The organism is Collimonas humicola, assembly GCF_018304945.1.
Taxonomy (GTDB): domain Bacteria; phylum Pseudomonadota; class Gammaproteobacteria; order Burkholderiales; family Burkholderiaceae_D; genus Collimonas; species Collimonas humicola.
Genome location: NZ_JAGQEE010000006.1, coordinates 115129 through 139058, shown reverse-complemented (window position 1 = coordinate 139058; position 23930 = coordinate 115129). Strand labels below are relative to the sequence as shown.

Sequence of the window (23930 nt, the reverse complement as noted above, 5' to 3'; positions counted from 1 at the left end):
TAGATCGATGCAAAAACAATTTGATGTCGCCGTAATCGGCGCCGGAGCGGCGGGCATGATGTGCGCCTCGGTTGCCGGACAGCGTGGAAAAAAGGTTGTTGTGATCGATCACGCCGCCAAGCTGGCGGAAAAAATCCGCATCTCGGGCGGCGGCCGCTGCAATTTCACCAATATCAATGCGGGGCCGCAGAATTTCCTGTCGCAGAATCCGCATTTCTGCAAAAGCGCCCTGTCGCGCTATACCCCGCAAGACTTCATCAGCCTGGTCAAGCGCTACCGGATCGGCTATCACGAAAAACACAAAGGGCAGCTGTTTTGCGATGACTCCTCGGAACAAATCATCGCCATGCTCAAAGCCGAGTGCGACCTGGGCAACGTCAGCTGGCGCATGCCTTGCAGTGTCGCCAATATCGGCAAGAACGGCGAGCTGTTCCGGATCGACAGCAGTGCTGGAGAGATACTTGCAAGCAATGTCGTCATCGCTACCGGCGGCTTGTCCATCCCCAAGATCGGCGCCACCGATTTTGCCTATCGCATCGCCCGCCAATTCGATCTGCGCGTGATCGAAACACAGCCGGGACTGGTGCCGCTGACCTTCGATTCCGCTGCATGGCAGCCTTTTTTGCCCTTGGCCGGGATTGCCCTGCCGGCGGAAGTCGCTGCCGGCGAGAAAAAAAGCCGCGGCGAATTCAAGGAAGACTTGCTGTTTACTCATCGCGGCCTGTCCGGCCCGGCGATCCTGCAGATCTCCAGCTTCTGGAAGAGCGGGACGCCGCTGCTGCTCAATCTTTTACCGGAAATTGATATTGCCAAGACCCTAATCGAGGGAAAATCCTCGATTAAAAAAAATCTGGGGAATGTCTTCGCGCAATGGCTGCCGACGCGACTTGCCCAAGGCATCATCGAAGCAAATAAACTTGACCCGGCGGCCCGCCTGGCCGACACTCCCGACCGCCTGTTGCGGGATTTGGGAGAAGCCGTCAACCGCTGGGCTATCCGGCCAAGCGGCTCCGAAGGCTACCGCAAGGCGGAAGTGACTCTCGGCGGCATCGACACCAGGGAACTATCGCAGCAGAGCATGATGTCCAAGCAGGTAGCAGGTTTATATTTTGTCGGCGAGGCGGTCGATGTCACGGGCTGGCTCGGCGGCTATAATTTCCAGTGGGCCTGGGCGTCTGCTGCCGCTGCAGGGCTGGCAATTTAAATTCCGAACTACCGCCCATTGAATTTTTGCTACTGTAAAATAATATCTAATAATTAATACCAATAATAAAATTCATCAAACTGACTCAATAATCAACTCCATGCCAAATAATTCCCCAAACAACAACAATTCCAGCCAAATCGAAGATGCGGAACTCATTGATCTCGCCGCGATATGGATCAGCATCAAACGTCGGTGGGTGTCGATATTGGTATGCGTTGTCGTCGCGACCGCCGTGGCGGGCGGACTCTGGAGCATCACCCCCGCGCAATGGAGAGCCTCGGCAACCCTGCAAATTGGTCAGTTGCCAGTTACCCCCACCACACTGATCGAATCGACGGCACAAGCAGCAGAACGCTTTAATCAGCGCCAATTGCAAGATCAGGCCCTGGTCTCGGCAGGCCTGCCGCTGGATGAATCCGTAGATAACCGCACACGCCTCCTGCGTAAAACACTTAAAGCGACACCTGGGAAAAACACCAATTTCGTGGACGTTACAGTTGCAGCTTTTTCCCAGGAAAACGCGAAAAGCTACTTGAACGCGGCAATACTTGCCTTGATTAAAACGCATGACGAACGCCTGGCGCCGCTCATGAAAAATCTCGATGACAGACTTGCCGTCAATAGCCGCCAGATGACAGAAGCCGCGGCGGAAAAAATACGCCTTGAGGCCGTCCTGAAAAGTGCCGCTGCGTCAGCAAATGGGATTAAATTCGAACCAAACGTCCTCGCAAGCAATCTTGCATCAAAGCAAGAAGATTTAATTCGCGGCCTGACAGCTGAACGCGCGGCATTGGTAGATCTGCATACCAAAACCAACACTTTCCCGACCATGGTAGTCGATGCCATCTACGCCCCCGCAGCCCCCGCCTCGCCGAAATTGCCGATATTCCTCGTCATCGGCTTGACACTCGGAGCTCTGGCCGGCGTCGTACTAGCTTTGTTTCTGGATCGCAATCGCCCTAAGACATCACGCTAAGCAGAGCTGCTGTTGCAAATAAACGGCAGTATGCAGACAGGCCGGGATAAGACTTCCATTTATTCATTTTCCCGGCTATAATCTCGCTCTTCCCTACACAAACTTGGTTTGAATTTACATGACCACAATTCGTCTTAAAGAAAACGAGCCCTTCGAAGTTGCGATGCGTCGCTTCAAGCGCACTATTGAAAAAACAGGTCTGCTGACTGAGTTGCGTGCACGTGAATTTTACGAAAAGCCAACAGCTGAGCGCAAGCGCAAGCTGGCAGCTGCTGTGAAACGTCATTACAAGCGCATTCGCAGCCAGCAATTGCCGAAGAAACTGTACTAATATTTGCATTAATTCTTCACCGCACTCAGCGCGGTTGATTGAATTGCGTTACAAACCCGCTCCGGTGTTGCTCCGCAGCGGGTTTTGCCGTTTTTCACTTCGTGATTGGCAGCGATAACAATAGTATTGCGCCGCGCAACCGGCATAACAATCCAGCAATTTTGTTTTTCCCGTCTACAATGGAAAACACCACCGAATGGAGAGCTGCATGGGCTTGAAAGAACAGATTACCGAAGACATGAAGGCCGCGATGCGCGCCAAGGAAACTGCAAAGCTGGGCGCCATCCGCCTGATCACCGCAGCCATCAAGCAGAAAGAAGTCGATGAGCGTATCGAACTGGGCGATGCCCATGTGCTGGCGATCATCGAAAAAATGATCAAGCAGCGCAAGGACTCGATCAGCCAGTTTGAAGCCGGCGGCCGCCAGGACTTGGCCGATATCGAAAAAGCCGAATTGGCGATTCTTTCCACCTATATGCCCGCAGGTCTGTCCGAAGCGGAAATCCAGGCTGAAGTTGCCGCCGCCATCAGCGCCAGCGGCGCAGCGGGCCCGCAGGATATGGGCAAAGTCATGGCCATAGTGAAACCGAAGCTTGCCGGCCGCGCCGACATGGGAGCGGTTTCGGCACTGATAAAAGCCGCACTCGCCCAAGCCTGAACGCCTGACATTCCCGCCATGGCGCTGCCTGCCGTCGAATCCAAGTGATCCCGCAATCGTTTATCCAGGACCTGCTCAACCGCGTCGATATTGTCGACGTGGTGGGCAAGTACGTGCAGCTGAAAAAAGGCGGCGCCAACCTGATGGGCCTGTGCCCTTTCCACAACGAAAAATCTCCCAGCTTCACAGTCAGTCCTACCAAGCAGTTCTATCACTGCTTTGGCTGCGGCGCTCACGGTACGGCGATCGGTTTCCTGATCGAATATTCCGGCCTCGGCTTTGTCGAAGCCGTGAAAGACCTGGCGCAAGGCGTTGGCATGGTAGTACCGGACAACGATGACAAGATTCCGCCTGCGCAACGAGCGGAATACCAGGCAAAAAGCCTGGCCCTGTCAGACGCCATGAGCGCAGCCTGCGATTTTTACCGGCAGCAGCTGCGCAATGCACCGAATGCTGTCGACTACCTGAAGAGGCGCGGCCTGACCGGCGAAGTGGCGGCCAAATTCGGCCTGGGGTATTCTCCCGACAACTGGGACAGCTTGCGCCAGGTATTTCCCGACTACGAAGTCACCGCACTGGTCGAAGCCGGCTTGGTGATCGACCGCACCGATGAAGAAGGCAATAACCGCAAGCGCTACGACCGCTTCCGCGACCGCATCATGTTCCCTATTCGCAATACCAAGGGACAGGTGATCGGCTTTGGCGGGCGTGTACTGGACAGCGGTGAACCGAAGTACTTGAATTCGCCGGAAACACCCTTATTTCAAAAGGGTAGCGAGCTGTACGGCTTGTTCGAGGCCCGCCAGGCAATCCGAGACGCCGGTTATGTGCTGGTGACCGAAGGCTATATGGACGTAGTGGCGTTGGCGCAACTGGGATTCCCCCAGGCAGTAGCCACCTTGGGAACTGCCTGCACGCCGACCCATGTGCATAAGCTCTTGCGCCAGACCGACCACGTCGTATTCAGTTTCGACGGCGACCGCGCCGGCCGCAAGGCTGCGCGGCGCGCGCTGGATGCGTGCCTGCCGCACGCCACCGACAACAAGATCATCAAGTTCCTGTTTCTGCCGCAGGAACACGATCCCGACAGCTTTGTACGGGAAATGGGAGCGGAAGCGTTCGAGCGCCAGATCCATGACGCCATGCCCTTATCGCAGTTTTTACTGAACGAAGTAAGCAGTGAAACCGATTTGAGCACATCCGAAGGACGTGCACGGACACAGTACGATGCCAAGCCGCTGCTGCAGCTGATGCCGCCCTCCTCGCTGCGATTGCAAATCGTGCGTGGCCTGGCCCAGCTGACGCAATCGACGCCCAGCGAAATCGAATCGCTGTTTGAGCTGAGCAAACCGATCGCCGCCGCGCGCCGCGCGCCGCCGCGCAGCAACCGCCAGGCGCCGATAGGGCTGGAACGGCAGATTATCCGCCTGCTGGTGGCGCATCCGGCTTTCGCCTCGGAACTGGACGATGCTGCGCTGGACGCAGTCGCCAATTTTGCCCCGGACCGCGCAGAAATGCTGGCGCGCCTGATCACCGCCAGCCACGAAATGGGCGACCAGGCAAATTTTGCAACATTGGCTGAACATTTGCGTGAAGGTGGGGAAGATTTTGAATCGCTGATCGCGGAAATCGCGGCGGAATCGGAATCGGAAACGGAAGCCGCGCGATTAGAACTGGCGGGCGCGATTCGCCAGACTAAAATGAAGATATTGAAGGATGAGCTTGATCAGCTGGCAGCGACCGGACTGGGCTCGGAAGAAGCCCGCAATCGCTATCGGGAGTTGATGCAAAAGCAAGAACAGCTGCGCCGGGAGGCTGAGAGCGAAATGAATTTGCGTTGAAAATGCTTAAAATACAAGCACATCGGATCGGAAAACGAAAATCCGGCGGCGTCGCAAGGCCGCTTGCATTGGAGGATGTCACCTCCATATGCTATAATTAAAGGCTTTAGATTCAAAGCCTTAGAGCTTGCCAAGTTGAGCGCGATTTTGGCGTTCGATTGATAGTAGCACCAGATTGATTTAGATGGATAGGAAGGTAGTGAGGAAAGTAGTAAGAACCGGTGCTCAGAGGATTCTGTCAGCGATTTAAGCTTCTCGACAACGGACAGAGTACAGGCAGCGGCACCCATAGCGCAAATCAGTGTAACCAGATTGGTATTTGATTCCATGGCGAATGCAATGAAGAGACCCGCAAAACCCCTGACATCTCCCGTTAAGAACACGAAGCCGGCTACGGCCAGGCCAAGCGCCTCCTCCTCGACACCGAAGTCTCCCGTAAAAAAAACGGCCGCTTCATCCAAAACATCGCCGCCTGTCAGTAAGCCTGTTAGCAAGAAAGTAGTTTCTAAAGCAACTGCAACGACCACGAAAGCGTCAAGAACTGTTGCAAAACCAGTATCTGTGAAATCGAAAGCCCCTGTGACAAACAAGAAACCACAACTCAAAGTCGTCAAATCAGCCAAAAATGTAGCGGCGGCTCCTGTTAAAGCCGACGTCAGCGTGATGATTGGATCAGGCGTAAGTCAAACCACGGATGCCGCAACCCTGGCGGCGATCGATACCTCCGGCTACATCCTGCCGTCGGTTAAGGTACCTGGACGTCGTGGTCGCAAGCCAAAAGAATTCCAGCCTGAGAACGATGAAGTCGCGGCGCTCAACGCGGTCGAACGCGCTGAACTGAAAGCCGTCGACAAGGCCAAGGCCAAGGATCGCAAAGCCAAGGAAAAGGCTTTGCTGAAAGACGCCTTCTCGTCCGACACCGAAGCCAGCGAAGAAGAACTCGAAGCGCGCCGTCAAAAGCTCAAGACCCTGATCAAGATGGGCAAGGAGCGCGGCTTCCTGACTTTCTCCGAAATCAACGATCACCTGCCTGAAAACATTATCGATCCGGAAGCCATCGAAGGCATCATCGGTACTTTCAGCGACATGGGGATCGCCGTCTACGAGCAGGCGCCTGATGCGGAAACACTGCTGCTGTCGGACAACGTGGCGACCGTCGCCAGCGACGACGACGCAGAAGCCGCGGCAGAAGCCGCGCTGTCGACCGTCGATTCCGACTTCGGCCGCACTACTGACCCGGTCCGCATGTACATGCGCGAGATGGGTTCGGTCGAGCTGCTGACGCGCGAAGGCGAAATCGAAATCGCCAAGCGTATCGAAGACGGCCTGAAGGACATGATCCAGGCAATCTCCGCTTGCCCGACCACCATCGCCGAAATTCTTCTGGCCGCTGAAAAAATCAGCAAGGATGAAATCAAGATCGATGAAATCGTCGACGGCCTGGTGGACCCCAACCAGACCGACGAAGCGCTAGCCGCCAGCGCCGCCGCGCCTGCTGCCGACGAAGACAGCGAAGAAGACGAGGAAGAGGAAGAAGAAGACGAAGAAGAAGATGACGCCAGTTCGACATCCGGCGCTGCGGGCTTCTCGGCGGAACAGCTTGAACAGCTGAAGCGCGATGCGCTGATCAAGTTTGAAACCATCTCGACCCAGTTCGACAAGATGCGCAAAGCGTTTGAGAAGGAAGGCTACAACTCGAAGCCTTACGTCAAGGCGCAGGAAATCATTTCCAACGAATTGCTGGGCATCCGCTTTACTGCCAAGGTCGTCGAAAAGCTGTGCGACACCCTGCGCGGCCAGGTCGATGAAGTGCGCCAGATCGAACGCCAGATCCTCGACGTCGCGGTCAACAAGTGCGGCATGCCGCGTCCGCATTTCATCAAGGTTTTCCCAGGCAACGAAACCAATCTCGACTGGGTCGACGGCGAAGTCAACGGCAACCATGCCTACAGCACTGTGCTCAGCCGTAACGTACCTGCGGTCAAGGAACTGCAGCAGCGCCTGATCGATCTGCAGGCGCGCGTCGTGCTGCCTTTGCCTGACCTGCGCGGCATCAACAAGAAGATGGGCGCCGGCGAAAAGAAAGCACGCATGGCCAAGCGCGAGATGACCGAAGCCAACTTGCGCCTGGTGATTTCGATCGCGAAGAAGTACACCAACCGCGGCCTGCAATTCCTGGACCTGATCCAGGAAGGCAATATCGGTTTGATGAAAGCGGTCGACAAATTCGAATATCGCCGCGGCTATAAATTCTCGACCTATGCGACATGGTGGATCCGCCAAGCCATCACCCGTTCGATCGCCGATCAGGCGCGCACCATTCGGATTCCGGTGCACATGATCGAAACGATCAACAAGATGAACCGCATCTCGCGTCAGATCCTGCAGGAAACCGGCGCCGAACCGGATCCCGCAACGCTGGCGATCAAGATGGAAATGCCGGAAGATAAGATCCGCAAGATCATGAAAATCGCCAAGGAACCGATTTCGATGGAAACACCGATCGGCGACGACGACGATTCCCATCTGGGCGATTTCATCGAGGACAACAACACGCTGGCGCCAGCCGATGCGGCATTGCATGCATCGATGCGCGGCGTTGTGAAGGACATCCTGGATTCGCTGACCCCGCGCGAAGCCAAGGTATTGCGCATGCGTTTCGGCATCGAGATGTCGACCGACCACACGCTGGAAGAAGTCGGCAAGCAATTCGACGTGACACGCGAACGGATCCGTCAAATAGAAGCTAAAGCGCTGCGCAAGCTGCGCCACCCTTCCCGTTCCGACAAGTTGAAGAGCTTCCTCGAAGGTAATTGAGATTTGCGATGAGTCGCCAAGCAATTTTTAGGTGATTCATTGCAATTCGGCTACCCTTAGCTGCGGTATTTTTCTATAATACGAAATTAGTTTTGAGATGCTGTTGTGTTTGTTTGGTTAGGCAGTGCCTACACCGTCAGCACACATGGCAGCGCCCTGAGGAATTGGGCCCCTAGCTCATGCTTGGTTAGAGCAGCGGACTCATAATCCGTTGGTGCCCAGTTCGACTCTGGGGGGGCCCACCAAATAAATAGAAGGGTTACAGGCAACTGCGCTTGTAACCCTTTTTGCTTTCCTGCCCTTGAAATCTTGAAATCCAGCATAGTACCTGCCAAGGTCTTGCAAATTTAAATTCCCGTCTCTGGCTGTCGCCTACCTCTCATCCCGGTATCGCCCCGGCTTGCCGCATCCATTTCCCTCCCCCCAAACCAGCAAACCGCACTCGCGCCATGCACGAGTCCAACATCACGCATGCCGCTATACGGACTTCTCAGCCAAGTCAATCGCGGATAGCCAACACGTCGGAAAACAATACTTTACGGCAAGTATCTTTCGCACCTACAATCTCGCTCGCCATTCCTATAAAGCAATATTTCGCCGCGAAGCCGCTGGCGGCCCCTTTCCTCTTTTAATCAAACCATCAAGTTCTCGATAGCTCAAAGGCAGTGCTTCAACATGCAAAATCAAAGAATTATTCTCGCTTTAGCGTTGCTCGGCATGACGCTGAGCCATTCCGGTTGCGGTGGCGGCGGCGGATCAAGCGACAACACGGCATCTAAGCCAAACTCGATTTCCGCCCCGACCCCAGCTGCTGCCGTGAGTATTGCAGCAGTGTCGGCCCCTAGCACGTCCGCCGGCGCAATCATTACTGTCACCGGCAGCGGCTTTCAAAAAGTGACGGCGGTCAGCATCGGCGGCGTTGCAGTCACCTTTTCCATCGTCAGCGACAGCCAGATTGCGATTACTATCCCGACCGCCTCCGTGAGCGGCGCGATCACCGTATCCGGCCCGGGATTCTCGGTGCAATCGTCAACCACCTTTGTTTCCAGCCTGCCGGCGCCGCTGGTCACCAGCGTCTCCTCCGGCAGCGTGGCGGTCGGCGCCAACTTCACGATCCAGGGCAAGAACCTGAATCTGGCCAGCGCTTATCAGATTGCCGGCGCCAATCTGGCGATAGTCAGCAGCTCCAGCAGCGCTGTAACGCTGACCATGCCGGCGCAGCCGATTTCCGGTGTGCTGACGCTGATCGTCAACGGTGCTCCGGTCAATACTTCCTATCAACTCCACAGCTATCGTCCGGCGTCGATTGTTGCCGTGCTGCCGCAGCTCGGCATCGTCGGCAGCAGCGTGACAATCAATGGCAGCGGCCTGGCGGCAGCGACGAATATCCGCTTTGCAAATGGCACGGTGGCCTCGGTAACGACAGCCTCCAGCAGCGCCGTCACCTTCGTCGTGCCGCCGGGCGCGGCATCGGGCCCGTTGACCGTGATAGATCCCAATCAGGAAGTGGTCAGCGCCAGCGCGTTTACCGTCGTGCCGACAGTCACCGCAACCGCCCTGCAAACCGCCAGCAGCGGCGGCACAGTGGTACTGACCGTAACAGGAACCAATCTGGGCAGCGTCACCGCGGCCACCGTAGGCAATGTCACCGCCACCATCGTCAGCAGCAGCAACACGCAACTGGTGTTGAGCGTTGCCTTGGGAAGCAGCGGCACGCTGACATTGAATGCTCCCGGCCAGGCAGCCATCAACGCCGGCACGATCGACAGCACCGGCAACGTCGGATTGTGGATCAGCGGCGTCGACTTTGTGCATGTATTCGATAAAAGCGCCAGCGACCTGACGCTGCGCCTCACTCCGGGCCGCCCTGCCCTGGTGCGGGCAACCGTACTGGCGCCGGCCGCAGGCGCCAAGAGCCCGCTGGTGAACCTGTCAGCCACCAGCAAGGCAGGCGTAGCGCTTGGCACGCTGGCGATGAACGGCCCGGCCAACCTGCCTACCGCAAAAGACGACTACAACCTGAACAGCACTTTCAATGCTGTCATGCCTGCCGCCTGGGTACAGCCTGGCGTCAAGGTGAGCATCAAGGTAGCGGCAGGCGCCAGCACCAGCCCGGCCAGCCAGGATGCATCGCCGGTAGTCGGCGCGCCGACCAGCATGCGCGTGGTGCTGGTGCCGCTGACAGTGGGCGGCGCTACCGGTGTCCTGCCGCCCTCGCTGTCGGATGTGCAAAAAGCCTTGGCGCGGGTCTATCCGTACGCCAATGGCAATATCGTCGTGCAGAGCCACGCGCCGTTGACAATCAGCGGCGCAAGCAGCACCACGTCGATGGATTGGTCGTCCGCACTGAGCCAGCTGGAAAGCACGCGTGAAACGGAAGACAAGAATGCCTTTTACTATGGCTTGGTGCCGATGTACACGCCGATCCCCGGTTCATTCGTTGCCGGCCTGGGTTATGTAGGCAACCGTGCCAACGGCGGCAATTCCGCGGTCGCGGCGATTGGCCTGGACTGGAGCAGCAGCGCCGGCCAGGGCGATCCGTTCAACAATAACTGGCCGCAATGGCAGGCCATCATGGTCCACGAGATGGGACACAACCATTCCCTGAGCCACGCCCCCTGCGGCGGCGCTGCGAGTCCGGATCCGGCCTTTCCCAACACTAACGCCGACCTGAGTTCGCTGCCGGTCTACAACAGTCTGTATGACAGCGACACGCAGATTGGTACGCTGAGCGCACCGCTCACGCCAAGCAACACGCAGATGAAAGATGTCATGGGTTACTGCGGTGGCACCTGGTTCTCCGATTTCAGCTACGTCCGGGCGCAGCAATTCGCCGAGTCGCGCACCACTGCGATTCCACAGCCGCTGGTGCTCGGCTCCACCGCCAGCATGGCCACCGCGCCGGACGGTTACCTGACCATCGCCGGCGAGATCACTGCGCAAGGCGTGCTGCTGCATCCGGCATCGGCCTCGGCGACCAAATTGCGCCTCGATACCGCGACCGCCAAATCGGCCTATGCGCTGCGCGTGCTGACCGTATCGGGCCAGACCTACACCTTGCCGTTTGAACCGGTCAGCGTCGCCGACACCACCGACAAAACCAGCCATTTCTGGGTCAGCTTGCCGAACCCGGGCGAGATCGCCACTGTCGACGTGCTGTACAACGGTCAACCGCAAACCATGCGCCAGCCTGGCCAGGTGCAACGCGCGAAAGCGTCCAGCGCTACCGCCGGCAATGCCCAGGCAATGGCGTCTTCAGTTGGCTGGAATGTCCAGAACGGCCAATTGAGCGTCACCTGGAATGCTGTTTTGGAACCATTCCTGTCGCTGATGTATATCGCGCCGAACGGCGCTAAAACCGTGCTCGGCAACGGCCTGCAAAACGGCAGCGCAACGTTTGACATCAAGGCCTTGCCAAGCGGCGGCCGCTTTGACCTGAGCTTGTCGTCGGCAATACAGGCACGCCTGGTGAGCTTCCCGCACTGACCGAACCGCCTAATGGCTGGATCATGCACGTGATCCGGCCGATCTCCTCGCAGCAGCAAGCCGGTTCAAGGCTGCTGCGAATCGGGCCTGTCGCTGAAACAACGAAACAGCAGTCAAAAAAAAAACGCCAGGGAGAGGAATCTCCCTGGCGTTTTTATTGTTCCAATCAATTGGCGGCTGCTCTTAGAAGGTGTAGCGAGCACCCACTGTGAAGTAACGCCCCACCGCGCCGGACTGATGCAGCGACGGGTTGTAGTTGATGCGGCCGTAGGTTTGCACGTCCAGCGGCGCCAGGCGGTCAAACAGGTTGGCGACCGCCGCCGTGACTTGCCATTGCTTGCTCACATCCCAGCGGCCGAACAAGTCGACCGTCGTGAATGACGCTACGCGGCAATTCAGCAACGGCTTGTTTGTGACAGGATCCAGGTCCAGGCATGGGCCGCCGGCCTGATTCTTGTCTTCGATGCCGCTGACATAGTTAACCGAGGTGGTGACGTTGAACGGGCCACGATCCCAGGCAACGGAAGCGGAGGCGCGCGTGCGCGGCGTGCCGCCGTTGCCGGACAGGCTAGTGTCGCCGTGCGTGCCGACAAAGTTTTTCGTCTCGCCGTTGGTGGTGCGTTTGAACTCGAACATTTGCGAGACGGTCAGGCCGGTGGTAAGGCGGCCGTAGCTGCTCAGATCGAAGCGGCTGCGCAGATCGATATCGATGCCGCTGGTACGGGTCTGGCCGGCATTGATATACGGCGCCTTGACCAGCAGGATAGGACCGGCCAGGTTAGGAAAATCCGCAGTCGGTTCGCCGCGGACCACTGAGCCGTTGGGGAAACTCGACGGATTATCGATCAACGAGACGGTGTCGGCGCCGGTGATTTCATTTTTTCGGACAATGCGCCAGTAGTCTACCGAAATGCTGGTGTTCTTGATCGGCTCCAGGATAAAGCCCAGGCTGTAACTCTGGGATTTTTCCGGCTTCAGGCTATTGTTGCTGAGCGTCGCGACGTTGATGCTCTTGGTATCGCTGCAATCGGCAGAAAGATTGGTGACAGGGCAGCGAACCGGATCACGCGAGTAGGTGCTGAACGCGGAAACAGCACTGTCGCCGCTCTCGGCCGGTCCCGGAGCGCGGAAACCTTCGGCATAGGTGCCGCGGAAAGCCAGTTGCTGGATAGGCGTAAACTTGAAGCCGATCTTAGGCGTGGTGGAATTTCCAACGTCGGAGTATTGGTCGGTGCGCAAGGCGAGCTGGAACTCCAGCTGCTTGATGACGGGCAGCGCCAACTCGGTGTAAAGCGAGCTGATGTTGCGCGAACCGCGTGCAGAAGCATAACCCAGGCCGACGATATCGTTTGTCTTGGTGAACGGAGTCGCCTCGCTATCCGTCGATTCGTGGCGGAACTCGCCGCCGACCGCTATGCCGATAGGCCCTCCCGGCAAATGGCCGAATTCGCGCGTGCCTTTGAAGTCCCATAAAGCGAGTTTGGTGGTCGCCGAGTTCTTCAGTTCCGGCGATACAAGGCCTATGGTTTGTGCGGAATTCAGCGCGCCAGCCTGACCGATGCGGAAAGAGCCGTCGGCTAGCGCCGTCCTCAATGCACTGGTGCGATAGTAGCCGTTCAAGGTACGCTCGGTTTTGCTTTGCGCATACAGGATGCCGCTGTCATAGTCCCAGCCGAAAGCGCTGCCCTTGACGCCGGTCAGCAAGCGCGTCACCGTCGTATCGAGGTCGCTCCTGCGCGGCCGGTTTGGATCCACCCAGCGCGGACGAGCGCGGTTGTTGGCAAACGGATTGTCCGGATGGCCGATCGGCAGCAGCAGCTGATCGGGGCCGCTGAGGGTGTTGTTGACGCGATTCCCGGCCAGGTCCAGGCCGGTGCCGGTCAGCGCCGACGGCGTGGTCAGCGTCTTGGCGCTCGAATTGAACAAGCCGACTTCTGCGTAGGCCTGGGTATCGCTGCTGAGTTTCAGGGTGCCGCGGCCGTAGATATTGATATTCTGCGTTTCCGGCTGTACGGTCTGGTAACCGTCCTGGATCGAATCGAACAGGCAACCGCCGCCGGAATTGATCGACGTGCCGGTGTCGATATTGGCGCAGCCCGGCAGGTTCTGCACGCCGCGGCCAGGAATGGTGCCGCCGCTTGCACTGACCGGGCGTACCGTCCCAACCAGGCTGTTGCCGCCGCCGCCGCTGCTGGTGGTGGCGCCGGAGCGCTGGTCGCGTCCGCCCCATGGACGGGCATCAGCCTGGCCCAGGTATTCCGGACGGTCCTTCTGCCAGATGGCATTGCTCTGCTTGGCGTCGATGCTGAAGAAATAGTTGTACTTGTCGGTTTCCAGATTGCCGAAACCGAAGGTGCCCGATACGCTGCGCAAGGTCCCGTCGCCGTGGCCTGAAGTGCCCAGCGAACCGGAGATGGTCTTGCCTTCAAAAGTTTCGCGCAGAATGATGTTGACCACGCCGGCGATCGCATCCGAACCGTAGATCGCTGACGCCCCGTCCTTCAGTACCTCGATGCGGTCCACAGCGCCGAGCGGAATTGAATTCAGGTCGACGAAACTGCGCTGGCCGTCATCGCCCAAACCGTAAGGCGCGGTGCGGCGGCCGTTGATCAGCACCAGCGTTGAATTGACCGACAAGCCACGCAAGGAAATGCCGGAAGCGCTGCCCGCAAAACCATTGGTCGATGATGAACTGATGGAACCGTTGTTATCGGCGGACAGACTGCGTACGACATCGGCTACCGATGTCTTGCCCGATTGCTGGATATCCTTGCGCGTCAGGATTTGCGTCGATGCCGGTCCTTCCTGCTGCGTCCGTTTGATGTTCGAACCCGTGATTTCAACCCGTCCCATCGGTTTGTCGTCATTTGTCTCCTGCGCATGCACGGCCGGCGCCATCATGCCGACCCCCATTGCCACGCCACCGGTAAAAAATGCAAGCCGCAGCGACTGTGACAATTTTCTTTCCTTGATCATAAGCAAAACCCCCTATCGTTTTTAGAGTTAATTAGAGTTAAGAATTTAATTATTTGTGTAATCAAACCAGGCTGATCAGATCGCCTTGTAGACGATGCAATTTGCGGTTTGACATCCCTGCTAAGCACTTGCGGAGAGGTAAACCGAATACTTCACCAGAAGGTCTTCCTCATCATCTGGTCTTCCCCGGACTTGCCATCAGCTGCATGGCTTGGCTTTTGTACAACTAATGACAATGCGGTGCATTGACGCAACTAATTGCCGCGCACCAAGACACCGCATGTTTAATCTATACTAAAAATGATACCTTTTGTTACAAATAATTTTGTATAGTTACAAATAGAAATGTTTAGTTACATGTATGAGACAGCGAGTTGTTGAAAAACATCGATGCTGTCGTAAAAAGACAAGTTGACGTTTAGATGAATGTGCTTGCGATCGCTATTTGTCAGCGATGCCGATGTTTGCAGACAGCTATTGCGCTTTGCAGCAGTAATCCGCATTGATGACGATGCAATTTTCGTTACATTTCTATTTATGTAAAAACAAGTTATTGGCAAGCAACCCGGAGGGAAACAGCGACTGGTTTTTCGGTTAATATCACCTACTTTGATTTCAGGTCGTCAGACAAACCTCTGTCAGGTCACCCTTGCCAAGCGGCAGCGGCGCGGCCTGCGATATCGCAACATGATTTGCGCAAGCCACACGCTTTCCGGACCTTGATTTTTCGTTGAATTTGAGTATGCATATAGCAGTTTTCAGTTGGTTCGGATGGTCCTTGCTTTGGCTGGCTCCCATGCTGGTTCGTGTACTGAAGGCGCGCCGCTCGGGCGCGAGCGCGCTGCGCGGCCCCGGCTCGATCCGCCTGTGGCTGGGGACCCTGTTGATACTGTGCGGCAGCAGCGCGCTGGAAGCCGTCTTGCGTACCGGCGAATCCGGCCCTCCCGATGGCGACCACGCCGGTTACGCGATTGCCCAGGGACTGATGAACGTGCTTGGCAGCGTCGGCGGTGTGCTGGCGATGCTGGCCGTCAGCGTCCTCGCCCTGTCATGGCTGTTTGGCAGCACATGGCTGACCTCTATCGGCAACATCCATCCTGCGCTGCGGCGTTTTTTCCCTGGCAAGACAGAGCCAGCCGATACGCCACGCGAAACACGGGTTGCCGCGACGACGGCCCCACCTCACCCGTCTCATTCGTCTCACTCCACTGTGCGGCAAGCGCGCGCACGTGAAAGCATTGCGGCGCCGCCGCGCAGCAGAAAATCCTGGCAGCTGCCATCCAGTTCCGATCTGCCGGAAGTCCCGGGCAAACGATCGAGCGTCCCGGCCAAACGTGCCGAGATGCCCGCTTCCGCCAGAAGCATGGCCGAGTGGGCGACGGTGGAGCGCATCATTCCGACGCCGGCCATGCTGGCGCGCGAAAAGATGGCGCAGCAGGCAAGAGCCGCCAGCGCCGCGCGGAAGGATGCGATGCATATCCGTCAAACCGAGCGCAGCCTGAATCGGCCGGCGTCGCCAACCAGGATCATCAGCACCCGCCCGCTTTCTCCAGCAGCTGCAGCCAGCGCGATTCCCGCAGCATCGCGGCCGCTGGCAGACGATACCGCGATGACGCCTGCACATGCGGCCGATGCAGCGCCATTTGCATCCATATCGGGATTTTCAGAAAAGCCGGATGCCGCAACCCTGCCTGAGGCGGCAATTGCCCTAACGGACACACTCGCCGCCGATAGCTTCGCCGCCCTGCCCGAAAACCCGATAGACAAACCGCAAGCGGCATTGCAGATGCGGCCCGCACCGTTTGAAACTGCGCCTGCCCATCCTGCCGCCGCCATCGCGCAAACCGCCTATATGGCGCCGCCGCCCGCTCCGGCCCAAACGCCCGCTGCCGTCATCGATGATGGCGAAGCCGATTTCTCCTTCCATCCCTTGCACGAACTACGGATCGATTTGCCCGGTCTCGACTTGCTGGACCCGGCAGTCAACGAATTGATCGACATCCCGGTAGAACGCCTGGCGGAAACCGGCTTGCTGATCGAGCAGCGGCTGAAAGAATTCAAGGTGCCGGTGACCGTGCTGGGCGCCGACGCCGGCCCAGTGATCACACGCTTCGAAGTAGAGCCGGCGCTGGGCGTGCGCGGCAGCCAGATTGTCGGCTTGATGAAGGACTTGTCGCGCGCGCTGGGGCTGACTTCGATTCGCGTGGTGGAAACCATCCCCGGCAAAACCTGCATGGGACTGGAGCTGCCCAATCCGCAGCGGCAAATGATCCGCTTGTCCGAGATACTGGAGTCGCCCGCTTACCAGGATTCGGCATCGCACCTGACGCTGGCGCTGGGCAAGGACATCACTGGCAAGCCGATTGTCGCCGACCTGGCGCGGGCGCCGCACATGCTGGTGGCCGGCACCACCGGCTCCGGCAAATCGGTAGCGATCAATGCCATGATCCTGTCGCTGCTCTATAAAGCCACGCCGGAAGAAGTGCGGCTGATCATGATCGATCCCAAGATGCTGGAACTGTCGGTCTATGAAGGCATTCCGCATCTGCTGGCGCCGGTCGTCACCGACATGAAACTGGCCTCCAACGCGCTCACCTGGTGCGTCGCCGAGATGGACAAGCGCTACCGGCTGATGTCGGCGCTGGGGGTGCGCAACCTGGCAGGCTTCAACCAGAAGATCCGCGACGGCAACCTGCGCGGCAAAAAAGTCAGCAATCCGTTCTCGCTCACTCCCGATGCGCCGGAGCCGCTTTCCACCCTGCCCTTGATCGTGGTGATCATCGACGAGCTGGCGGACCTGATGATGGTGACCGGCAAAAAGATCGAAGAACTGATCGCCCGCCTGGCGCAAAAAGCCCGCGCCGCCGGCATCCATCTGATCCTGGCGACGCAACGGCCTTCGGTCGACGTCATCACCGGGCTGATCAAAGCCAATATCCCGACCCGCGTGGCGTTCCAGGTATCGTCCAAGATCGACTCCAGGACCATCCTCGACCAGATGGGCGCGGAAGCCTTGCTCGGCCACGGCGACATGCTGTTCCTGCCGCCGGGATCCGGTTATCCGCAACGGGTGCACGGCGCTTTCGTCTCGGATGCGGAAGTGCACCGGGTGGTCGAACATCTGAAACAGTTTGGCGAGCCGGAATATGAAGAAGCCATCCTCGCCGGCGTACCCGCCGAGGGCGCCAGCACCGACCTACTTGGCGATAGCCAGGATGTGGAAGCGGATCCGCTGTATGACGAAGCAGTTGCTTTCGTCGTCCGCACCCGGCGCGCATCGATTTCTTCGGTGCAGCGCCAGTTCCGTGTCGGCTACAACCGCGCAGCGCGGCTGGTGGAGCAGATGGAAGCCGCCGGCATCGTTTCTTCAGTGGCGACCAATGGCAGCCGCGAGGTATTGACGCCGGCGCAGGCCGAATAAGCGGCCGCATCTCCTGCGGCGACGGCTGTCGCTGATGCTCGCCGCATGCCGGTCCAGCTTGCAGCGCAAACCCGGCGCTTGGGCATTGTTGCGCAAGTCTCCGCCTAGGAAAACGCCGCAGCCCCGGCCTGGGTCTTCATCAAAAATTAATCGAATTGCAGTCGTGTCCGGCTGCCCGAAATGTATACTCTAGGCTCCCCGACTTTTACGCCTGACGAGCAGCCCATGAAATATTCGACATATGTGTTCTTGGCCATGATGGCGTTTTCGGCGGCGCCGGCAATGGCGTTCGATAGCCAGCAATATGACGAATGCGTGCTGCAGTATCTGCGGAACGCCAAGTCCGGCCAGGCCTCGGACATGATTGTCAACGCCTGCCGCAAACTATACAAAGAAGGCGCCTTCCTGCAGAGCGCTGAAAAAACCTATCAAGCTTGCCTGCTGCAAAACCTGCCCGGCGTGGAAAACGACCAGGCCGCCCAATACATCGCAGCAGCCTGCCAAAGACGCAGTCAGCAGTAACGCAATTTCAGCGTATAAGCCTTATTTGCGCCACAGGGCGAATGACCTCCGTCATTCGCCCTTTCTTGTTACACCAGGGTCAGGGTAACGTCGATATTGCCGCGGGTGGCGTTGGAGTAAGGGCATACCTTGTGCGCCTTGTTCACCAGGTCCTCCGCCGCGCCGGCTTCCATGCCTGGCAAGGAAATCTGCAGTTCGACTTCAATGCCGAAGCCCCCTGGAATCTGGCCGATGCCGACCAGGCCCGTGATCGCCACGTCGGCTGGCAGATGGATCTTCTCTTGCGAAGCGACGAATTTCATGGCGCCGATGAAGCAAGCCGAATAGCCCGCTGCAAACAGTTGTTCAGGATTGGTGCCCACGCCGCCGGCGCCGCCCAGTTCCTTCGGGGTGGTCAATTTGACGTCCAGCACGTTATCGGATGAAACAGCGCGGCCGTCGCGGCCTCCGGTTGCTGTGGCTTGGGCGCGATACAGAACTTTTTCGACTGACATGATGATTTCCTTTATTGGCCGTTTGAAAAATCCTTTGGACCAGACCAGTCGGCCGTACTGACGATCCGGATAAAAAAGTACAACACTTAGATGACGCAAGAATGAAAATTCTAAAACAATGATACAGATTACGCAATTATATTGCTAACAATGTATTTCATAAAATAACATACTTTGACCATGCGACTACTCGATATTACCCGCCATTGCCGCGCGCAGGCGTTGCAATTCCCTGGTCAGCATTTTTACTTCATCCAGTGAGCAACCTACGCTGCAACTCACGTGCTGCGGTATCGCCTGCGCTTCATTGCGCAGGTCTCTACCGGCCGCAGTCAGGCTGACAATGACCTGGCGCTCATCATGCACCGCCCGCTGGCGGCGCAAAAAACCGCTGCCTTCCAGGCGCTTGAGCAAAGGCGTCAAGGTGCCGGAATCCAGGAACAGCCGTTCGCCCAGAGTCGACACGGTGACCTCATCGCGCTCCCACAGGGTCAGCAGCACCAGATACTGCGGATAGGTCAGGCCCATTTTTTGCAGCAGCGGCTTGTAAATCTTGGTCATGGTCAGCGATGCCGAATACAGGGCAAAGCATAGCTGGTTGTCCAGCAGCAGACTTTCCGGACCGAGTAGCTCGGGCGGGAGGCTTGCAATCGGCGAATAATGTTTACTGGTTTCCATGGCTTGAATAATATAGCGCTCGAAATTAAATTGCAAGCAATCTAAATTACATTTAAAACTATCGATGCGATTGCTATTAGCTATGCGCCGCCAACAAGCCATACGTCGATGCAGAATATATTACACGCCGCGCCGTGCAATCCGCAGTCCAATGTTCATTTAAAAAACCGGACAAACTTCTGCTATTCCCTGCGTGCTGCCGCATATGAAATCTTGGATAATTGGACTTGTATTATTGCAATACATGATCCCCGCATCGCGCCGATGCCTCAATAAATATAAGCCGTTATAAAAGGTCGCAGCGTGGCACAACAAGGTTTTCTCTTAACCAGACACTGGCGCGACACCCCCACTGGCACGGAAGTCGAGTTCTGGCTGGCGACCGACGACGGTCCGCAGCACATCCGCCTGTCCGCGCAGGAATCGGTGGCATTCATTCCAGCTGAGCAGCAGCAGCTGGCGGACAGCGTGCTGCGCAACGAACGCCGCTACGAGCTGCGCCAGCTGCAGTTGACTGACTTCCATTGCCGCCCCGTGCTGGGCCTGTATTTGCAGCAGCACCGCCAGTTGATCAAGCTGGAAAAACTGTTGAGGGAAGCTGGCGTCGATGTCTACGAAGCGGATATTCGTCCGCCGGAACGCTATCTGATGGAGCGCTTCATTACGGCGCCGGTGTGGTTCGACGGCGAAGCGAATGCCCACGGCCCCATGCTCAACAGCTTTATGAAACCGGCGGCCGGCTATCGTCCGCAGTTGAAGCTGGTGTCGCTCGACATTGAAACCACCGCGCACGGCGACCTGTATTCGATCGCACTTGAAGGCTGCGGCCAGCGCCAGGTGTACATGCTGGGCCCGCCCAACGGCAACGCCAGCGGCATCGGCTTCGATCTCGAATACTGCGACAGCCGCCCGCTCCTCCTGGAAAAGCTGAACCAATGGCTGGAGCGGCACGACCCCGACGCCATCATCGGCTGGAACCTGGTGCAGTTCGACCTGCGCGTGCTGCAAAAGCATGCCGAGCAATACAAGATACCGTTGCGCATCGGCCGCGGCGGCAGCCAGATGGAGTGGCGCGAGCATGGTTTCAAGCCGAACCATCATTTCGCCTCCGCCGCAGGGCGCCTGCTCATCGACGGCATCGAGGCGCTGAAATCGGCGATGTGGAATTTCCCCTCCTTCAGCCTGGAGTATGTCGCCCAGGCCTTGCTGGGCGAAGGCAAGTCCATCACCAATCCCTACCAGCGCATGGCGGAAATCGACCGCCGTTTCGCCGAGGACAAGCCGGCGCTGGCGACCTACAACCTGAAAGACTGCGAGCTGGTGACGCGCATCTTCGCCAAGACCGAGCTGCTGCCCTTCCTGCTGGAGCGCGCAGCCGTGACCGGCTTGCCAGCCGACCGCAGCGGCGGTTCAGTGGCCGCCTTCGGCCATCTGTATCTGCCGCATATGCACCGCCAAGGCTATGTCGCGCCCAACCTGGGCGAGGTCGCGGACGCATCCAGCCCCGGCGGCTTTGTGATGGATTCGCAATCGGGACTGTACGATTCGGTCGTGGTGCTGGATTACAAAAGTCTGTACCCCTCGATCATCCGCACCTTCCTGATCGATCCGGTCGGTCTGATCGAAGGCATGCGCCATCCTGCTGGCCAGGATTCCGTGCCGGGCTTCCGCGGCGCCCGCTTCTCGCGCAGCAAGCACAGCCTGCCGGCGATTGTCAGCCAGATCTGGCAAGGGCGCGAAGCGGCAAAGCGCCAGCATAACCAGCCCCTGTCGCAAGCCCTGAAGATCATCATGAATGCCTTCTGCGGCGTGCTGGGATCGACCGGCTGCCGCTTCTTCGATCCGCGCCTGGCGTCGTCGATCACCATGCGCGGCCATGAAATCATGCACAAGACGCGCGAGCTGATCGAAGCCAAGGGCTACCAGGTGATCTACGGCGATACCGACTCCACCTTCGTCTGGCTGAAACAACCACATACCGAACAGCAAGCGACGCAGATCGGCAATGCACTGGCGCAAGAAGTCAACAACTGGTGGCGCCAGCATTTGCAGCAAACCCTGGGTCTGGAATCCGCACTGGAACTGGAGTTCGACACCCACTACCACCGCTTCCTGATGCCGACCATCCGCGGCACCGAACTGGGCAGCAAGAAGCGCTACGCCGGCCTGATCGTCAATGCCGACGGCGCGGAAGAGATGGTATACAAGGGACTGGAGACGGTGCGCTCCGACTGGACGCCGCTCGCCAAGCAGTTCCAGCAGCAGCTTTACCAGCACATCTTCAAGCGCGAACCTTACCAGGCTTATGTGCGCGACTACGTCAGTCGCACGCTGACCGGCGAGTTCGACGACTTGCTGGTCTATCGCAAGCGGCTAAGGCGTCCGCTGGAAGCCTACCAACGCAACGTGCCGCCGCATGTACGCGCCGCCCGCATGGCCGACGAATTCAACCGCGCGCAAGGCAGGCCGCTGCAATACCAGAACGGCGGCTGGATCAACTACGTAATGACAACGGCCGGCCCGGAGCCGCTGGAAACGCAGCGCTCGGCGATTGATTACGACCACTACCTGACCCGGCAGCTGCAACCGCTGGCGGATGCGATATTGCCGTTTCTGGATGATAATTTTGCGACGCTGGTGGGTGGGCAGAAGGAATTGTTTTAAAGTCGCAAATTGTCAGCGGCAATCCGCTGTCGGAAATCGGATGGTCTCGGCGCTGATTCACCGGCTGTTTCAAATTTTCCCCGGCCACCGCGTTTCGACGGAACGCCAACAAGCTCCACGCAAAATCCACTCTTCGTCCGCATTGAAACGAACGGCGGCTTGATTGAACAGAGCAGCCGTCGATGGAAATTTTTCAACGAGAGGCTGGTTATCTATAGTCTGGCTGGCAGATTAGGTGAAGGGGACGTTATTAAGGGCATCTTGTTTTGTGAAACGAAATACGTATGTTTGATTTGATAAAGCAATCTCATCGGACTTGGAATAACCTGCCCTGTCGTGCCCAAAACCGTACTCCATGTTGATAGCACCTATCAAAAGATTGGCCGTGGTGCAAATTGATCGCGCTGACTCCGTTCTGGCTTCTACTACCGTAATCAAGACATAAGACGGCGAAGTAGATGAGTTATGGATTACAGCTTCGTAGCTCGCTCGGGATTGTACAGATTGGCCTCCGCTAAAGCCCCCCCGCCGCGAAAACTGGTGTCACGACGAGTCCCAACAAGAGGGGCGATAATTTCATGGTGCAAAATCCTAATGGGGATGATGTTTACGTAAGCAATCCGAAGCGCCACCAGTTAGCAGGCACTTTCGACCGTCCCGTATTGACCGATAGCGGGAGTTAACTGCCCGACTTCAAAGAAATTAGACTCATACAATCTAAAACCAATTATCTATTTTTTTGTCACTCGACAATTCGATCAGCCGGGTAGGATCGGTCCTGGTGACAGAGTTGCGGCGTCTGAAAAATCGAATCAAAAAATAACGATAGTTGACTATGCGTGATAACCCATAACAAACGCCACCAAGACAGCCAATAATGGTCATGGCCATAGAAACTGAATAGAGTATTGGTCGTGCTTCCCATGTAATGATGGCATGATGGTATCTGCCAATAGCTATAGGAGCCAAGTGGATCCAAGTATCGAACATGTAGCAAGGATAACCAACCCCAAAAATAATCATTACTAGGCCAGCTATCGGGCCGTCTTTTTTTTGGTCCATATCCAACTCGGTGGAAAACTTGTTTTTTCGTGTGGCCATTGCGAATCCAAATTAGGAATACTCAACACCATTTTCTTTGGCCCATCTGGAATAAGCGGAACTGCCCATAGCATCAAGATTTGGCCATTCGCCAACTCTGACTGTCTGAAAGAAGGATAGGCAGTGTCGCCAGTCAGAGTTATCTGGGTTCTCTTCAAGCCAGCACGTATAGCCTAGACCTTTCCAGTCCAACATATCGTCGCCGTTTGACTTGCGAAGGAGTGCCTCAGCTACTATTTCTGCCCAAGCTTTAGCTTCGTCAGTAGATTTTGCATCAACAAAGATACCCGTCGATGACTCACAATCTTCTACGATACCCTGTTGAAAAAGCGCCCATGTTTCCGGCTCGTGGTACAGCATTCCTATGAGATAGGTAGTCATGTGGGAACGTTTAAGTGAGGGCTAAAATTGAAACGTATGCAACGGCCCTATGGATTAATCGGAATCGCCATCAGTTTAACGGGCCCATTCGACCATCCGCATTTGGCCGTGGATTGCGGCCGTTCAAGTTGAATGACTTTATCAGAGATATTTGAGTTTTCTCGAATGCCACAATGCTGGCCCAATCATCCACCCAATATTTAACACTACGTGACATTTATTGTGTAGCACTTCGACCACACACCAGCATTTCGCCATGCGACAACTGGTATATCAGCACACCCCAGAAAATAATGGATAGCTGCTATCGTCCGTTGTCGCCTTCGCGCGAAAATCCGCAATCATCGAACGGTGCTCTACAAACTGCTTGGCCTTAC

The 23930-nt window shown here is 57.1% G+C and carries 16 protein-coding genes and 1 tRNA gene; 11 read left to right on the top strand and 6 right to left on the bottom strand.

Features of this window, described 5'->3' with window-relative positions:
* Nucleotides 1-7 precede the first annotated feature (7 nt).
* The 5 genes from KHU30_RS18085 (at nucleotide 8) to dnaG (ending at nucleotide 5013) form a co-directional block, all read left to right on the top strand.
* Nucleotides 8-1204 carry a BaiN/RdsA family NAD(P)/FAD-dependent oxidoreductase gene (locus KHU30_RS18085; RefSeq protein WP_211444012.1) on the top strand — a complete coding sequence of 399 codons (1197 nt, stop codon included), beginning with the start codon at nucleotides 8-10 and terminating at the stop codon, nucleotides 1202-1204.
* A gap of 100 nt (nucleotides 1205-1304) precedes the next feature.
* Nucleotides 1305-2183: a Wzz/FepE/Etk N-terminal domain-containing protein gene (locus tag KHU30_RS18080; RefSeq protein ID WP_211444011.1), complete on the top strand. Its 879-nt coding sequence runs from the start codon at nucleotides 1305-1307 to the stop codon at nucleotides 2181-2183.
* Between the two features lie 118 nt (nucleotides 2184-2301).
* Nucleotides 2302-2514 carry a 30S ribosomal protein S21 gene (gene rpsU / locus KHU30_RS18075; RefSeq protein ID WP_005665410.1) on the top strand — a complete coding sequence of 71 codons (213 nt, stop codon included), beginning with the start codon at nucleotides 2302-2304 and terminating at the stop codon, nucleotides 2512-2514.
* 208 nt (nucleotides 2515-2722) lie between these two features.
* Nucleotides 2723-3172 (top strand): GatB/YqeY domain-containing protein, encoded by a 450-nt coding sequence (locus KHU30_RS18070; protein ID WP_211444010.1) that lies wholly within the window; start codon nucleotides 2723-2725, stop codon nucleotides 3170-3172.
* A 44-nt stretch (nucleotides 3173-3216) separates the two neighbouring features.
* A complete protein-coding gene (gene dnaG / locus KHU30_RS18065; RefSeq protein WP_211444009.1) occupies nucleotides 3217-5013 on the top strand; it encodes a DNA primase in 1797 nt (598 codons plus the stop codon).
* Here the strand turns inward: dnaG and KHU30_RS25240 are convergent.
* The gene (locus KHU30_RS25240; RefSeq protein WP_230427451.1) at nucleotides 4944-5636 is read right to left on the bottom strand and encodes a hypothetical protein; all 693 of its coding nucleotides are present in this window, start codon (nucleotides 5634-5636) and stop codon (nucleotides 4944-4946) included. The two genes, dnaG and KHU30_RS25240, sit on opposite strands and share 70 nt — an antisense overlap.
* Here KHU30_RS25240 and rpoD point away from each other — a divergent pair.
* The 3 genes from rpoD to KHU30_RS18050 all read left to right on the top strand — a co-directional run bounded on the left by rpoD (nucleotide 5593) and on the right by KHU30_RS18050 (nucleotide 11316).
* Nucleotides 5593-7830, top strand: coding sequence for an RNA polymerase sigma factor RpoD (rpoD, locus tag KHU30_RS18060; protein ID WP_329956694.1), 2238 nt, complete (start codon nucleotides 5593-5595; stop codon nucleotides 7828-7830). The genes KHU30_RS25240 and rpoD overlap by 44 nt on opposite strands.
* A 166-nt stretch (nucleotides 7831-7996) precedes the next feature.
* Nucleotides 7997-8075: transfer RNA gene (locus KHU30_RS18055), tRNA-Ile, on the top strand.
* Between the two features lie 571 nt (nucleotides 8076-8646).
* Entirely contained in the window at nucleotides 8647-11316 is a 2670-nt protein-coding gene (locus KHU30_RS18050; protein ID WP_211444007.1) for an IPT/TIG domain-containing protein, read from the top strand.
* 183 nt (nucleotides 11317-11499) lie between these two features.
* On the opposite strand, the gene KHU30_RS18045 is transcribed toward KHU30_RS18050, so the two are convergent.
* Nucleotides 11500-14274 (bottom strand): TonB-dependent receptor, encoded by a 2775-nt coding sequence (locus tag KHU30_RS18045; protein WP_230427450.1) that lies wholly within the window; start codon nucleotides 14272-14274, stop codon nucleotides 11500-11502.
* A gap of 814 nt (nucleotides 14275-15088) precedes the next feature.
* On the opposite strand from KHU30_RS18045, the gene KHU30_RS18040 reads away from it, so the two are divergent.
* On the top strand, nucleotides 15089-17713 hold the full coding sequence (locus tag KHU30_RS18040; protein ID WP_230427449.1) for an FtsK/SpoIIIE family DNA translocase: 2625 nt from the start codon (nucleotides 15089-15091) through the stop codon (nucleotides 17711-17713).
* A gap of 225 nt (nucleotides 17714-17938) precedes the next feature.
* On the top strand, nucleotides 17939-18235 hold the full coding sequence (locus KHU30_RS18035) for a VF_A0006 family four-cysteine protein (protein WP_211444004.1): 297 nt from the start codon (nucleotides 17939-17941) through the stop codon (nucleotides 18233-18235).
* Between the two features lie 68 nt (nucleotides 18236-18303).
* Here KHU30_RS18035 and KHU30_RS18030 read toward each other — a convergent pair whose 3' ends face one another.
* On the bottom strand, nucleotides 18304-18729 hold the full coding sequence (locus KHU30_RS18030) for an organic hydroperoxide resistance protein (RefSeq protein WP_098495642.1): 426 nt from the start codon (nucleotides 18727-18729) through the stop codon (nucleotides 18304-18306).
* 186 nt (nucleotides 18730-18915) lie between these two features.
* Nucleotides 18916-19407 (bottom strand): MarR family winged helix-turn-helix transcriptional regulator, encoded by a 492-nt coding sequence (locus KHU30_RS18025; RefSeq protein WP_211444003.1) that lies wholly within the window; start codon nucleotides 19405-19407, stop codon nucleotides 18916-18918.
* Nucleotides 19408-19710: 303 nt separating this feature from the next.
* On the opposite strand from KHU30_RS18025, the gene KHU30_RS18020 reads away from it, so the two are divergent.
* Nucleotides 19711-22071 (top strand): DNA polymerase II, encoded by a 2361-nt coding sequence (locus KHU30_RS18020; protein WP_211444002.1) that lies wholly within the window; start codon nucleotides 19711-19713, stop codon nucleotides 22069-22071.
* A gap of 717 nt (nucleotides 22072-22788) precedes the next feature.
* Here the strand turns inward: KHU30_RS18020 and KHU30_RS18015 are convergent.
* Nucleotides 22789-23172 (bottom strand): hypothetical protein, encoded by a 384-nt coding sequence (locus KHU30_RS18015; protein ID WP_211444001.1) that lies wholly within the window; start codon nucleotides 23170-23172, stop codon nucleotides 22789-22791.
* A gap of 12 nt (nucleotides 23173-23184) precedes the next feature.
* A complete protein-coding gene (locus KHU30_RS18010) occupies nucleotides 23185-23553 on the bottom strand; it encodes a hypothetical protein (protein ID WP_211444000.1) in 369 nt (122 codons plus the stop codon).
* Nucleotides 23554-23930 lie beyond the last annotated feature (377 nt).

Coding starts and splice junctions, on each gene's coding strand:
- KHU30_RS18085 (WP_211444012.1), top strand. CDS start 8: ATGCAAAAACAATTTGATGTCGCCGTAATCGGCGCCGGAGCGGCGGGC.
- KHU30_RS18080 (WP_211444011.1), top strand. CDS start 1,305: ATGCCAAATAATTCCCCAAACAACAACAATTCCAGCCAAATCGAAGAT.
- rpsU (WP_005665410.1), top strand. CDS start 2,302: ATGACCACAATTCGTCTTAAAGAAAACGAGCCCTTCGAAGTTGCGATG.
- KHU30_RS18070 (WP_211444010.1), top strand. CDS start 2,723: ATGGGCTTGAAAGAACAGATTACCGAAGACATGAAGGCCGCGATGCGC.
- KHU30_RS18040 (WP_230427449.1), top strand. CDS start 15,089: ATGCTGGTTCGTGTACTGAAGGCGCGCCGCTCGGGCGCGAGCGCGCTG.
- KHU30_RS18035 (WP_211444004.1), top strand. CDS start 17,939: ATGAAATATTCGACATATGTGTTCTTGGCCATGATGGCGTTTTCGGCG.
- KHU30_RS18030 (WP_098495642.1), bottom strand. CDS start 18,729: ATGTCAGTCGAAAAAGTTCTGTATCGCGCCCAAGCCACAGCAACCGGA.
- KHU30_RS18025 (WP_211444003.1), bottom strand. CDS start 19,407: ATGGAAACCAGTAAACATTATTCGCCGATTGCAAGCCTCCCGCCCGAG.
- KHU30_RS18015 (WP_211444001.1), bottom strand. CDS start 23,172: ATGGCCACACGAAAAAACAAGTTTTCCACCGAGTTGGATATGGACCAA.
- KHU30_RS18010 (WP_211444000.1), bottom strand. CDS start 23,553: ATGACTACCTATCTCATAGGAATGCTGTACCACGAGCCGGAAACATGG.